Origin of the sequence: Thiohalorhabdus sp., assembly GCF_046545655.1 — a bacterium.
In the GTDB taxonomy this organism is placed as follows: domain Bacteria; phylum Pseudomonadota; class Gammaproteobacteria; order Thiohalorhabdales; family Thiohalorhabdaceae; genus Thiohalorhabdus.
This window is the reverse complement of sequence record NZ_JBKGZG010000007.1, coordinates 40858-52363: the sequence shown is the minus strand read 5'-3', so window position 1 is coordinate 52363 and position 11506 is coordinate 40858. Positions and strand designations below refer to the sequence as shown.

Below are 11506 nucleotides of genomic sequence, written 5' to 3'. Positions count from 1 at the left end.
TGCCTAACGGTGATGCAACCCGGTCATTCTCCCTCGCCGAAGCGATCCTCCACCAGCTCGTTGATGGCGTCGGCGGCGGCCTCCTCGTCCGGGCCCTCCACGGTGAGCTCGAGCTCCGTACCGCGGCTGGCGCCCAGCATCATGACCCCCATGATGCTCTTGGCCGAGACCGTCTGGCCGTCGCGGGTGAGGCTGATCTCCGAGTCGTAGGCGGAGGCCAGGGAAACCAGCTTGGAGGCCGCACGCGCGTGCAGGCCCAGCTTGTTGATGATGCGCAAAGGCCGCCGGATCATAGGCGGCCCGGGGACGGGTGGCGCAGGGAGCGGCTACGGCCCAGAACCACCCCTTCCCGGCCTCCTTCCAGGGCCTTCTGCACCTGCTCCTCCAGGGGCCGGGAACGGTAGGTGAGCAGGCGCACCAGCATGGGGAGACTGACCCCCGCGATCACCTCGATCCGGCCCGGGTCCAGGAAGTCCATGCCCAGATTGGCCGGGGTCCCGCCGTACATGTCGGTGAGGATGATCACGCCCTCCTCCCCGGCCACCTCGGTCAGGGCGGCCCGGATGCGCTCGCGGGCCTCCTCGTAGGCGGTCTCCGGGCCGATGTCCACGGCCGCCAGGGCGGCCTCGTCGCGGCCTATGATGTGCTGGGCGGCCCGGACCAGCTCGTGGCCGAGGTGCTGATGGGCGATGATCAGGATTCCGGCCATGGGCGAAGTCATTGCGTTCCCGGATCCGGTTGATGCCCCCCCGGCTGCCCGGAGCCCAGCTCCCGGTGGCGCACCAGCACGTGCGGCGCCCGGTCGGCGAAGCGCTCGGCCAGGCGATCCACCATGTACACGGAACGGTGCCGCCCCCCCGTGCAGCCGATGGAGACCGTCAGGTAGCTGCGCGGCTCCTCGGAGTAGGCGGGCAGCCAGTCCTCCAGCAGGCGGTGGACGTCCGCCAGCCGCTGCTCCAGCTCGGGCTGGGCCTCCAGGTAGTCCCGGACCGGCTGGTCCAGCCCGGTGAGCTCGGCCAGGCCGGACTCGTAGTTCGGGTTGGGCAGAAAGCGTATGTCGAAAAGGAGGTCGCTGTCCATCGGTATGCCGTGCTTGAAGCCGAAGGACTGGAACAGCAGCGTCAGGGGGCGGTGGGCCGAACCGCCGGAGGCGAAGTCCTGAACCCGCCGGCGCAGGGTGTGGACGGAGAGCTCGCTGGTGTCCAGGACGCGGTCGGCGGCCTCGGCGAGCGGGGCAAGGTGGCGCCGCTCCAGGCCGATGGCCTCGGGCAGGCTGTGGCCGCCCTCGGCCAGGGGATGGCGGCGGCGGGTCTCGCTGAAGCGCCGCAGCAGGCTGGCCTCGTTGGCCTCCAGGAAGAGGCCGCGGATGTCCAGATCGCCCTCTTTCTCCAGGCCGTGCAGCACCTGCGGCAGGTCCTCCAGATGGGCGCGGGTGCGCACGTCCATGCCCACCGCGGCCTTGCGCACCGGCTTGGGCCCGGAGGCCAGCACCCGGGCCAGGTCGCACAGCAGGTCGGGCGGCAGGTTGTCGACGCAGTAGTAGCCGGCGTCCTCCAGGGCGTGGATGGCGCTGGATTTGCCCGAGCCGGAGATGCCGCTGACGATGATCAGTTCCATTCACCGCCCCGGTCGTCTTCCTGCAGCCGCTTGCGCAGCCGGTCCCGGAAGTCCTTCTCGGGGTTGAATCCCGAGGCCTTGTGGAAGTAGCTCTGCACGGCCACCTCCACCATCACGGCCAGGTTGCGGCCCGGCGTCACCGGCAGCACCACCCGGGGGATCTCGATGCCCAGGATGGACTGGGTATCCTGCTCCTGCTGGAGGCGGTCGATCTGGGAGAGGTCGTCGCCCTGGACCCGCTTGAACTGGATGATCAGCCGCAACCGCTTGCTGGCCACGATGGTGGCCGGCCCGAACAGGTGGCGGATGTTGAGGATGCCCAGGCCCCGCACCTCCATGTGGTCCTGGAGGAGCTCCGGGCTGCGCCCCACCAGCATGCCCGGGACCTCCGCGGCGAGCTCGGGGGCGTCGTCGGCGATGAGGTGGTGGCCGCGGGTGAGTAGCTCCAGGGCCACCTCGCTCTTGCCCACGCCACTGGGTCCGGTGAGCAGGGTGCCCAGGCCCATGACATCCAGGAAGACGCCGTGGACGGTGGTGCGCTCGGCGAGCACTCGGCTCAGGTAGTGGTGCAGGTGGTGCACCAGCCGGGGGCTGGGGAGGCGGGCCAGGAGCAGGGGGGTGCTGTGGGCCTCGGCCACCTCGGTGAGCTCGGGGGGCAGGTCCTGGCGGCCGCGGTCGCTGACCATCAGCGCCGACAAGCCCTTGCCGAACAGGCCCTCCAGGGCGCCGCGCCGCTCGTCCGAGGCCATCTTGTTGAGGAAGCTGATCTCGGCGCGGCCGAAGACTTGCAGGCGGTTGGGGTAGACAAAGTCCAGCTGGCCGGCGAGGGCCAGGGAGGGCTTCTGGACCATCTCCGACTCGATCTCGTGGCCCCCGGCCCCCCGCGCCGCCACCCATTCCAGGCCGAGGGGCTCGGCCTGGGCGTTGAAGACCTCCTCAACGGTGATGGTGGTGGCGCTCACGGGCTGGCCATTTCCTCGTCCTTGTCCACCAGGAGGTCGTAGAGCTCGGACCCCGGAGCCTGGCGCAGGCGCTCCCGGAACGCCCCGTCGTCGAGCATGCGCGCCAGCCGGGAGAGCACCTGCAGGTGCTGCTCGTTCTCCTCGTCCGGCACCAGCAGGGCGAACACCAGGGACACCGGCTGGTCGTCGAGGGCGTCGAAGTCCGTGGGCTCCTCGAGCCGCGTAAAGGCGCCGAGGGGCCGGTCCAGGTCGGCCATGCGCCCGTGGGGGAGGGCGACTCCGTGACCGACGGCGGTGGAGCCGAGCTGCTCCCGGCGCAGGAGGGTCTGGAACACCTCGCGCTCATCCAGGTCCGGGCGGTCGGCGTGGAACTCCTCCGCCAGCTGGTCCAGCAGGCTCTTCTTGCTGGAGGCGGCCAGATCGGTGCGGATCCGCCCCCGGGACAGGAGGTCCCGCACCCGGATGGGGCCCGGGTCCTCCCGGGGCTCGCCGTCCTCCGCCTCAGTCGGTGGCTTCGGGGGGCTGTTCCTTGGCATTGCGGGCTTCACGCTGGTGGTGGTCTTTGGCTTTGCCTTGGTGCCGGCGCGCCTGGCGGTCGATCTTGTCGGCCATCGCATCGATTGCCGCATACATGTCCTTGTCTTCGGCTTCGGCGTGCAGGGTCTCGCCCTCGACGGTGACGGTGATCTCGGCGATGTTGCGGATCTTCTCCACCGACAGCACCACGTGCGCCCCGGTGGCGTCGTCGAGGTGGCGCTCCACCCGGTCCACCTTTTCCCGGACGTAGTTGCGCAGGGCGTCGGTGATCTCCAGGTTTTGACCGCTAACCTCTAACTGCATTTGCTTCCTCCCTGTGGGGGGCGGGGGCCGCCCGGGTCAGCGCCGCGTCATCCGGCGCCGCTGGCTGGAGGAGGGGATGCCAAGGGCCTTGCGGTATTTCACCACGGTCCGGCGGGCCACCTGGAATCCCTGCTCCTCGAGGATCTCGGCGAGCTTGGCGTCGCTGTACGGCTTGCCCGGCTCCTCCTCCTCCACCAGCCGCTGGATCCGGGCCCGGATGGCGGTGGCGGAGACGCCCTCGCCGTCGGAGGTGCCCAGCTGGCTGGAGAAGAAGTACTTGAGCTCGAATACCCCCTGCGGGGTGTGCATGTATTTCTGGGTGGTGACCCGGGAGACGGTGGATTCGTGCAGGTCCACGGCCTCGGCGATGTCGCGCAGGACCATGGGCCGCATGGCGGTGGGGCCGTGCTCCAAAAAGCTCTGCTGCCGTTCGACGATGGCCGTGGCCACCTTGAGCAGGGTCTCGTTGCGGCTGGCCAGGCTCTTGATGAACCAGCGCGCCTGCTGGAGATGGTCCCGCACGTACTTGCGGGCCTCCTGGTCGGCGGCGGTGCCCCGCACCAGATCGGAGTAGGCGGCGTTGATGCGCAGCCGGGGGATGGCCTCGGCGTTCAGCTCCACCTGCCAGCGGTCGCCCCGGTGGTAGACCAGCACATCGGGGAGGACCGTGGGGGCGGTCTGGCCGCCCATGACCGAGCCGGGGCGGGGGTTGAGGGTGCGGATCAGGTCCACCGCGGTGTCCAGTTCCTCCTCCCCCACATCCAGTGCCTTGCGGATGCCCTTCAGGTCATGCTTGCCCAGGTTCTCCAGGTGGTGGGCTACCACCGCTCGGGCCGTCTCCAAGCCCGGGGTGCCCCGTTCCACGAGGTCCAGCTGCGCCCCCAGGCACTCCGCGAGGTCCCGGGCCCCCACCCCCACCGGATCCAGATGCATGACCCAGACGTGCACGGCGTGCACGTCTTCCTCGGGGACGTCGAGGGTTTCCGCCACCTCGGCGAGGGTCGCTGTCTGGTACCCCTCGTCGCTGATCCCGGAGACCAGGGCCTCGGCGATGGTCCGGTCCCCCGGGGAAAGGGGGGCCATGTGGATCTGCCACAGGAGGTGGTCGCCGAGGGTCTCGGGCGCGGAGTTGCGGGCCTCGATCCCGGGGAGCTCGTCCTCCTCGCCGGAGCCCCCCAGCCCGGGGCTGTCGGGGGCCACCCCGGCGTCCCAGTCGGTATCCACCGACTCGGCCGCGCCCCGGTCCTCGGCGTCCCGGTCGGGCTCGGAGGTCCGGTCCTCCACTTCCATGGAGGAGAGAGGCTCGGAATCGGCCTCGCCCTCGAGCTCGTCCTCGTTCCCGGGGGTGACCTCCTCCAGCAGGGGGTTCTCCTCGAGGGTTTCCCGGATCTCCTGGTCCAGTTCCAGGCGCGATAGCTGCAGCAGATGGATGGCCTGCCGCAGCTGCGGGGTCATCTTGAGCTGCTGGGAGACCTTGAGTTCGAGGGCTGGTTTCATAACCTACAGTTGGAAGTTCTCGCCCAGGTAGACGCGCCTGACGCGCTCATCACCAATGATAGCGTCTGGCCGCCCGGACGTCAGCACGGTGCCTTCGGAAAGGATGTAGGCCCGGTGGCAGATGCCGAGCGTCTCGCGGACGTTGTGGTCCGTGATGAGGATGCCGATGCCCCGCTCCTCGAGCTGGTGGATGATGTGCTGGATGTCCCGCACGGCGATCGGGTCCACGCCGGCAAAGGGCTCGTCGAGAAGGATGAACTGGGGATCGGTGGTCAGCGCCCGGGCGATCTCCACCCGGCGGCGCTCGCCGCCGGAAAGGGACTGGCCCTTCTGCCGGCGGACGTGCTCCACCCCCAGCTCCAGGAGCAGGCTCTCCAGGCGTTCCTCCATCTGGGCGCGGGGCAGGTCTAGGGTCTCCAGGATGGCCAGCAGGTTCTGCTCCACGGTGAGCCGACGGAAGACCGAGGCTTCCTGGGGCAGGTAGCCGATGCCCAGCCGGGCCCGGCGGTACATGGGCAGCTCGGTGATATCGGCCCCGTCCAGGGCGATGGAGCCGGCGTCGGGCCGCACCAGGCCCACGATCATGTAGAAGCTGGTGGTCTTGCCGGCGCCGTTGGGCCCGAGCAGGCCCACGATCTCACCGGGGTGCAGGGTCAGGTCAACCCCGGAGACCACCGTGCGGCCCTTGTACTGCTTGGTGAGGTTGGCGGCCTCGAGCTTACTCATCGTCCGGCGCGCCATCTTGCTGTCGGGATTCCCGCCCCCCCGGGTCGCTGCCGGGCTGGAACACGGCCCGCGCCCGGCCGTTGTCCTCTTCCTCGTTGCTGAAAACCTCGGTGCGCTCCTCGTCGAGGTAATAGCGGATGCGCGCCCCCTCCAGGGAGTTGGGCCCCTCCTCCAGATAGGCGGAGCCGGTGAGCAGCACGGTGCCCTCCCGGGCGTCGTAAAAGGCCTCCTCCGCCTCCCCGTGGCGCTCGCCCTGGTCCATGGTTACCGGGGAGCCGGAGGCCCGGATGGTGCGCATGCCCTGCTCGCCGTAGCTCACCACCACGCGCCGGGCACGCAGCACCATGTCCCCCTGGGTGGCCACCACGTTGCCGGTGTAGACGGCCTCCTCCTCGGCGTCGCGGACGGTCATCTCGTCGGATTCCACCACCAGCGGTTCCTCGCGGGTGGGGCCGTCCTGTGCGGCGGAGGGGGGCTCCTGGGCCGCCGCCCCGTGGCACAGGGCGGTGGCCAGGAGCAGGAGCATCAGGGATGGGAGGATGCGGTCAGCCGGGCTCACTCGGGGTCTTCCAGAAGGTGGTGTTGACCTGCTCGTGGATCCTTACGCGGCGTTCCTCGGTCCAGACGGTGGCGCCGATGCCGTCGGCGGTGCCGAAATCGGCAGTGACCTGCACCGGCTCTTCGGTGGAGGCCCGCTGCTCCTGCGGGAAATAATGCAGGGTTTCGGTGGTCATGCGATAGCCCTCCGGGTCGGCGACCCGGACGTCGCCCTCCAGGGTGACCTGGTTGTTGTCGTCAGCCACCCGGCCCCGCCGGGAGCGGACCGTCAGGGGCGGCCCGTCGGGGCGGCTCACCTCCAGGTGGACCGTGCGCAGACGGGTTTGACCGAGCTCGGGGAAGTGGGCGGCGTGGTCGGCGTTGAGCTGCCAGCGGTCCCCATCGGCGGAGCGTTGGCGCAGCCGCACGTCCCAGGCCTCCATGTCGGCTTCGGGGCCCGCCTCCTGGACGGCGGGGGCGCGGCCCCGGTCCTGCCAGAGCAGGGCCACGCCCACCCCCGCGCCCACCGCCACCACCAGGGCCAGGAGGAAGGGGCGTCCCCCCGGGGCCAGGCGTCGCCCCGTGCCCGCCGCCATGGTCAGGGGGCGTCCCCGAGGTAACCGGCCAGGATCTTCCCCTCCAGGCCCTTCGCCCGCAGCAGGCGGTCGGTCACCTCGCGCACGGCCCCCTGGCCGCCAAGGGACTCCGTACACCAATGGGCGCGCTCGCGCACGGCGGGATGGGCGTTGGGCACGGTCACCGCCAGCCCCGCCCGGGACAATATGGGCAGGTCCACCACGTCGTCGCCCACCATGGCCACCGCTTCGGGGGCCACATTAACCCGCTCCAGCAGCTCCTGGAAAGCCGGCGCCTTCTGCTCGCGGCCCTGGTAGAGGTGGGCGATGCCCAGCTCCTCGGCGCGGGCCGCCACCACCCCCGAGGTGCGGCCGGTGACCACGGCCACGGGCACGCCGTGGCGCTGCAGGAGCTTGATGCCGTGGCCGTCGCGCACGTGGAAGCGCTTGAGCTCCCTGCCGTCGTCGTCCAGGACGATGCCGCCGTCGGTGAGCACTCCGTCCACGTCCAGCACCAGCAGCTCCACCGCCGCGGCGCGCCGGTCCACCTCGGCCGGGCTCAGGGGCTGGAGGCCGCTCATATCACACCCGCCCGCAGGAAGTCGTGCATGTTCAGGGCCCCCACCACGCGGTGGTCGCCGTCCACCACCAGCAGGCCGTTGATGGCCTTCTCCTCCATGAACTGCAGGCCGCGGGCGGCCAGCTCGTCGGGGCCGATGGTGAAGGGGTCCGGGGTCATGGCGTCGCCGGCGGTGGTGGCCAGGAGGTCCATCTCCTCGTCCAGGGCGCGGCGCAGGTCGCCGTCGGTGATCAGGCCCACCAGCCGGCCGTCGCCGTCCTCCACCGCGGTCATGCCCAGCCGCTTGGAGGTCATCTCCAGCAGGGCCTCGCGCATGGAGGCGCTGGTGGCCACCCGGGGGATGTCCTCGCCGGTATGCATGAGGTCGCGGATGTGCAGCAGCAGCCGCTTGCCCAGGCTGCCGCCGGGGTGGAAGCGGGCGAAGTCCTCCGGGGTGAAGCCGCGCTCCTCCAGCAGGGCCACGGCCAGGGCGTCGCCCAGGGCCAGGGTCACGGTGGTGGAGGCGGTGGGCGCCAGGTTCATGGGGCAGGCCTCCGTCTCCACGCTGATGTCCAGCACCGCGTCGGAGCGGCTGCCGAGGGCGGAATCGGGCCGCCCCACCATGGCCACCAGCGGCACCTTGAGGCGCTGCAGCAGCGGCAGCAGGGCCACCACCTCCTGGGTCTCGCCCGAGGAGGAGATGGCCAGCACCACGTCCTGGCGGGTCACCATGCCCAGGTCGCCGTGGCTGCCCTCCGCCGGGTGCATGAAGAAGGCGGGAGTGCCGGTGCTGGCCAGGGTGGCGGCGATCTTGCGGCCGATGAGGCCCGACTTGCCCATGCCGGTGACCACCACCCGCCCCTGGGACGCCAGAATCAGCTCCACCGCCCGCTCGAAGGCCCCGTCCAGGCCGCGCTCGGCGGCGCGGATGGCGTCGGCCTCGATGGCGAGGGTGCGTCGAGCGTTCTCAAGGGCTCGGCTCATGCGGCGCTACCTGTGCTTGCGGGGCGACCGCCCCGGCCGTAGAGTGAGGGCGGATTCGGACCGGCTTGGGGTGCCCATGGACAAGGTGTTCATCACCGACCTGCGGGTCAGCGCGGTGATCGGTATTTTCGAATGGGAGCGGCGCATCCGCCAGACCCTGGCCGTGGATCTGGAGGTGGCGGCGGACTGCGCCACCGCGGCGGCCACCGACCGGGTGACGGAAGCCGTGGACTACAAGGCCCTGGCCAAGCGGGTCTCCGCCTTCCTGGGGGAGGGCGAGTTCCAGCTGGTGGAGACGGCCGCCGAGCGCACGGCCGAGATGGTGCGGGCCGAGTTCGGCGTGCCGTGGATCCGCCTCCGGCTGCACAAGCCCGGGGCCCTGAGCGGTGCCCGCGACGTGGGCGTCGAGGTGGAGCGCGGCCAATGCCCCTGACCCGGACCGCGGCCCCATGACTATCGCCTATGTCGGCATCGGGAGCAACCTGGATCCGGCCGTCCACGTGCGGGCCGGGGTGGAGGAGCTGCGAGCCCGTTTCCCGGAGGTGGCCTGCTCCCCCGTCTACCGCACCGAGCCCGTGGGCTTCGAGGGGCCCTCCTTCCTCAACCTGGTGGCGCGCCTGGCCACCGAGGACTCCCTGGAGGCGGTCCGGGATCGTCTCCGCGCCATCGAGGCCCGCTGCGGGCGGGAGCGCTCGGGCGGCGGGGCCAGGGATCCCTCCGGCAGCCGCACCCTCGACCTGGACCTGCTGCTGTTCGGTGACCGGGTCGCGGCCGAGCCGGTGGCCCTGCCCCGCGAGGACGTGACCCGCTACGCCTTCGTCGCCAAGCCTCTGGCCGAGCTGGATCCGGAAGGGCGGCTGCCCGGGGACGGGCGGACCTTCCGCGAGGTGTGGGCCTCTTTTCCGAAGGGCGCCGAGGCCGGCATGCGCCGCGAGGAGCTGGATCTGCCTTGTTGAGAGGGCCCCGGGCCTTTCTCCCCCAGGACCGATCGGCCTGCTGTAGGAGCCCGCTTTAGCGGGCGATGGGTTCGATCTTGCCCGGAAGCCAAGTTCGGATCGCTCACTGAAGTGAGCTCCTACAAACGCCACCCCACCGCGGGACCAGCGCCCTCAGTACAGCAGCCGGCCACCCTCGATGCCGAGCACCTGGCCGGTAATATAGTCGGCGCGGGCCAGGAAGTGAACCGCCTCGGCGACGGGCTCGGGCCCGCTGGACCGGCCCAGGGCCGTATGGCGCAGGAGGGCCTCCTTGTCGTGCTCGCTCTTGCCCGACTCCGGCCACAGGGCCGCCCCGGGGGCCACGGCGTTGACCCGCACCCGCGGCCCCATCTCCTTGGCCAGGGCGCGGGTCAGCATCACCAGCCCCGCCTTGGAGACGGAATAGACGGGGTGATGCTCCAGGGGGCGCTCGGCGTAGACGTCGGCCAGATTGATGATGGCCCCGCCGCGAACCTCCAGGTACTCCTGGGCCGCCTGGGCCAGGATGAAGGGCGCCTTGAGGTTGGTGCCCAGCAGGTCGTCCCAGGCCGCCTCGCTCGCCTCCCGCAAGGGGGTGGAATAGAAGCGGGCGGCGTTGTTGACCAGGATGTCCAGGCCGCCGAAGGCGGCCGCCACCGAATCCACCAGCGGACCCAGGTTGGCGGTGTCCTCCAGGGCGCAGCCGAAGGCCCGCGCCCGGGCCGGTCCCCGGGCCTCGAGCTCCTCGGCCAGGGCCTCCGCCTCGGCGCGGCTGGTATGGTAGTGGATGGCCACGTCCGCCCCCGCCGCGTGCAGCCGCCGGGCGGTGGCCCGCCCGAGGCGGTGGGCGGCCCCGGTCACCAGGGCCACGTGGCCGGCGAGATCGCCATCGGCCATAGGTCGTCCTTCAGAAGGTTGGGGAGCTCCCATCGCTTTCCCCGCCGTGCGGGGCCGGGCCCCGGCGGCCCGTGTAAAGGCCGCCCCGATCGCCAAGCATTGCCAATCCCGCCGAGGATGTCCATGGAATACACCGAGTCCGCCCTCCCCGAGCCCAACGACGCCGAGCGCGAGCGCGCCGAGACCGTGGCCGCCGCCCTGCGCGAGCGCATGGCCGAACGCGGTGCCATCCCCTTCGACGCGTTCATGCGCACCGCCCTCTACGAGCCCGGCCTGGGCTACTACGTGGGCGGCCGCGAGCGACTGGGGCGCGGCGGCGACTTCGTCACCGCCCCCGAGCTGACCCCCTTCTTCGGCTACACCGTGGCCGGGCAGGTGGTGGACCTGCTGGCGCGCTGTGGCGGCGGGGACGTGCTGGAGGCCGGGGCCGGCAGCGGCGCCCTAGCCACTCAGCTGCTCGCCGAGCTGGAGCGGCTGGGCAACCTCCCCGAGCGCTACCGCATCCTGGAGGTAAGCCCCGACCTCAAGGAGCGCCAGCGCCGCACCCTGGAGCGGACCCTGCCGCACCTCCTGGACCGGGTGGAGTGGCTGGAGGATTTTCCCGCCGAGCCCTGGTCGGGCGTCCTGGTGGCCAACGAGCTGCTGGACAGCCTGCCGGTGCACCGGGTGCGTCTCACCGAGGACGACCTCAAGGAGCTCTACGTGGCCCCGGACGAGGACAGCGGCGGCTTCCAGTGGCGCGAAGGCCCCGTGAGCGACCCCCTGGTCGCCGACAGCCTCGGCGACCTCTCGGGGCTGCCGGTGGGCATGGAGACGGAGGTGAACCTGGAGGCGCCGGCCTGGGTGGCCCAGGCCGCGGAGCGCCTGGAGCGCGGTGGGCTGCTCCTCATCGACTACGGCCATCCCGCCGCCGAGCTCTACCGCCCCGAGCGCGCCCGGGGCACCCTCATGTGCCACTTCCGCCACCGCGCCCACGACGACCCCTTCTACCTGCCCGGGGTGCAGGACATCACGGCCCACGTGGACTTCTCGGCCGTGGCCGAGGCCGCCCAGGCGGTCGGATTGGAGGTGGGCGGCTTCACCAACCAGGCCCAGTTCCTCATCAACCTGGGGCTCACCCACCGGGTGGAGGAGTACCTGGGCGGCGGCGCGGTGTGCGACGAGGAGCAGCTCCAGCTCGCCACGGCCCTGAAGCAGCTCACCCTGCCCCAGGGCATGGGCGAGTCCTTCAAGGCTCTGCTGCTGGTGCGGGGGGTGGAGGGGCCCTTCCCGGGCTTCCGCCAGGGCGACCGGGCCGGGGAGCTATGACGGCAAGTTGCACCGCGGAGACGCCGAGGGCGCGGAGGATGGCGGAAC

Annotated in this window: 16 protein-coding genes; 3 read left to right on the top strand and 13 right to left on the bottom strand. The window is 71.2% G+C overall.

Annotation, left to right across the window (positions count from 1 at the left end):
• Positions 1–23: 23 nt before the first annotated feature.
• Genes ACLFRB_RS03060 through ACLFRB_RS03005 form a run of 12 tightly spaced genes read right to left on the bottom strand, consistent with a single transcriptional unit; the run spans position 24 to position 8297 of the window.
• Positions 24–293, bottom strand: coding sequence for an HPr family phosphocarrier protein (locus ACLFRB_RS03060; protein WP_411067529.1), 270 nt, complete (start codon positions 291–293; stop codon positions 24–26).
• Positions 290–709 (bottom strand): PTS sugar transporter subunit IIA, encoded by a 420-nt coding sequence (locus tag ACLFRB_RS03055; RefSeq protein WP_411067528.1) that lies wholly within the window; start codon positions 707–709, stop codon positions 290–292. The genes ACLFRB_RS03060 and ACLFRB_RS03055 overlap by 4 nt, the downstream gene beginning before the upstream one ends.
• A gap of 8 nt (positions 710–717) precedes the next feature.
• A complete protein-coding gene (gene rapZ / locus ACLFRB_RS03050; protein WP_411067527.1) occupies positions 718–1617 on the bottom strand; it encodes an RNase adapter RapZ in 900 nt (299 codons plus the stop codon).
• A complete protein-coding gene (gene hprK / locus ACLFRB_RS03045; RefSeq protein ID WP_411067526.1) occupies positions 1608–2579 on the bottom strand; it encodes an HPr(Ser) kinase/phosphatase in 972 nt (323 codons plus the stop codon). Before hprK ends, rapZ begins: the two co-directional genes overlap by 10 nt.
• Positions 2576–3115: a PTS IIA-like nitrogen regulatory protein PtsN gene (ptsN, locus tag ACLFRB_RS03040; protein WP_411067525.1), complete on the bottom strand. Its 540-nt coding sequence runs from the start codon at positions 3113–3115 to the stop codon at positions 2576–2578. Before ptsN ends, hprK begins: the two co-directional genes overlap by 4 nt.
• Positions 3081–3419, bottom strand: a complete 339-nt coding sequence (gene hpf / locus ACLFRB_RS03035; RefSeq protein WP_411067524.1) for a ribosome hibernation-promoting factor, HPF/YfiA family — start codon at positions 3417–3419, stop codon at positions 3081–3083. The genes ptsN and hpf overlap by 35 nt, the downstream gene beginning before the upstream one ends.
• A gap of 36 nt (positions 3420–3455) precedes the next feature.
• The gene (locus tag ACLFRB_RS03030) at positions 3456–4916 is read right to left on the bottom strand and encodes an RNA polymerase factor sigma-54 (protein WP_411067523.1); all 1461 of its coding nucleotides are present in this window, start codon (positions 4914–4916) and stop codon (positions 3456–3458) included.
• A gap of 3 nt (positions 4917–4919) precedes the next feature.
• Entirely contained in the window at positions 4920–5642 is a 723-nt protein-coding gene (gene lptB / locus ACLFRB_RS03025; protein WP_411067522.1) for an LPS export ABC transporter ATP-binding protein, read from the bottom strand.
• Positions 5635–6201: a lipopolysaccharide transport periplasmic protein LptA gene (gene lptA, locus ACLFRB_RS03020; RefSeq protein ID WP_411067521.1), complete on the bottom strand. Its 567-nt coding sequence runs from the start codon at positions 6199–6201 to the stop codon at positions 5635–5637. The genes lptB and lptA overlap by 8 nt, the downstream gene beginning before the upstream one ends.
• Entirely contained in the window at positions 6188–6775 is a 588-nt protein-coding gene (gene lptC / locus ACLFRB_RS03015; RefSeq protein ID WP_411067520.1) for an LPS export ABC transporter periplasmic protein LptC, read from the bottom strand. Before lptC ends, lptA begins: the two co-directional genes overlap by 14 nt.
• A 2-nt stretch (positions 6776–6777) precedes the next feature.
• Positions 6778–7335, bottom strand: a complete 558-nt coding sequence (locus tag ACLFRB_RS03010; RefSeq protein WP_411067519.1) for a KdsC family phosphatase — start codon at positions 7333–7335, stop codon at positions 6778–6780.
• Positions 7332–8297 carry an SIS domain-containing protein gene (locus ACLFRB_RS03005; RefSeq protein WP_411067518.1) on the bottom strand — a complete coding sequence of 322 codons (966 nt, stop codon included), beginning with the start codon at positions 8295–8297 and terminating at the stop codon, positions 7332–7334. The genes ACLFRB_RS03010 and ACLFRB_RS03005 overlap by 4 nt, the downstream gene beginning before the upstream one ends.
• 76 nt (positions 8298–8373) lie before the next feature.
• Here ACLFRB_RS03005 and folB point away from each other — a divergent pair, with 76 nt between their 5' ends.
• Both folB and folK read left to right on the top strand, forming a co-directional pair.
• Complete coding sequence (gene folB, locus ACLFRB_RS03000; protein ID WP_411067517.1) at positions 8374–8730, top strand: dihydroneopterin aldolase; 357 nt, start codon at positions 8374–8376, stop codon at positions 8728–8730.
• A gap of 16 nt (positions 8731–8746) precedes the next feature.
• Positions 8747–9253 (top strand): 2-amino-4-hydroxy-6-hydroxymethyldihydropteridine diphosphokinase, encoded by a 507-nt coding sequence (gene folK, locus ACLFRB_RS02995; RefSeq protein ID WP_411067516.1) that lies wholly within the window; start codon positions 8747–8749, stop codon positions 9251–9253.
• Between the two features lie 153 nt (positions 9254–9406).
• Here folK and ACLFRB_RS02990 read toward each other — a convergent pair whose 3' ends face one another.
• The gene (locus ACLFRB_RS02990; protein ID WP_411067515.1) at positions 9407–10150 is read right to left on the bottom strand and encodes a pteridine reductase; all 744 of its coding nucleotides are present in this window, start codon (positions 10148–10150) and stop codon (positions 9407–9409) included.
• 123 nt (positions 10151–10273) lie between these two features.
• On the opposite strand from ACLFRB_RS02990, the gene ACLFRB_RS02985 reads away from it, so the two are divergent.
• Positions 10274–11458, top strand: coding sequence for a class I SAM-dependent methyltransferase (locus tag ACLFRB_RS02985; RefSeq protein ID WP_411067514.1), 1185 nt, complete (start codon positions 10274–10276; stop codon positions 11456–11458).
• Positions 11459–11506 lie beyond the last annotated feature (48 nt).

Coding starts and splice junctions, on each gene's coding strand:
- ACLFRB_RS03005 (WP_411067518.1), bottom strand. CDS start 8,297: ATGAGCCGAGCCCTTGAGAACGCTCGACGCACCCTCGCCATCGAGGCC.
- ACLFRB_RS03055 (WP_411067528.1), bottom strand. CDS start 709: ATGGCCGGAATCCTGATCATCGCCCATCAGCACCTCGGCCACGAGCTG.
- ACLFRB_RS03060 (WP_411067529.1), bottom strand. CDS start 293: ATGATCCGGCGGCCTTTGCGCATCATCAACAAGCTGGGCCTGCACGCG.
- lptB (WP_411067522.1), bottom strand. CDS start 5,642: ATGAGTAAGCTCGAGGCCGCCAACCTCACCAAGCAGTACAAGGGCCGC.
- folK (WP_411067516.1), top strand. CDS start 8,747: ATGACTATCGCCTATGTCGGCATCGGGAGCAACCTGGATCCGGCCGTC.
- ACLFRB_RS03030 (WP_411067523.1), bottom strand. CDS start 4,916: ATGAAACCAGCCCTCGAACTCAAGGTCTCCCAGCAGCTCAAGATGACC.
- ACLFRB_RS02985 (WP_411067514.1), top strand. CDS start 10,274: ATGGAATACACCGAGTCCGCCCTCCCCGAGCCCAACGACGCCGAGCGC.
- rapZ (WP_411067527.1), bottom strand. CDS start 1,617: ATGGAACTGATCATCGTCAGCGGCATCTCCGGCTCGGGCAAATCCAGC.
- ACLFRB_RS03010 (WP_411067519.1), bottom strand. CDS start 7,335: ATGAGCGGCCTCCAGCCCCTGAGCCCGGCCGAGGTGGACCGGCGCGCC.
- ACLFRB_RS02990 (WP_411067515.1), bottom strand. CDS start 10,150: ATGGCCGATGGCGATCTCGCCGGCCACGTGGCCCTGGTGACCGGGGCC.
- folB (WP_411067517.1), top strand. CDS start 8,374: ATGGACAAGGTGTTCATCACCGACCTGCGGGTCAGCGCGGTGATCGGT.
- ptsN (WP_411067525.1), bottom strand. CDS start 3,115: ATGCCAAGGAACAGCCCCCCGAAGCCACCGACTGAGGCGGAGGACGGC.
- lptC (WP_411067520.1), bottom strand. CDS start 6,775: ATGGCGGCGGGCACGGGGCGACGCCTGGCCCCGGGGGGACGCCCCTTC.
- hpf (WP_411067524.1), bottom strand. CDS start 3,419: ATGCAGTTAGAGGTTAGCGGTCAAAACCTGGAGATCACCGACGCCCTG.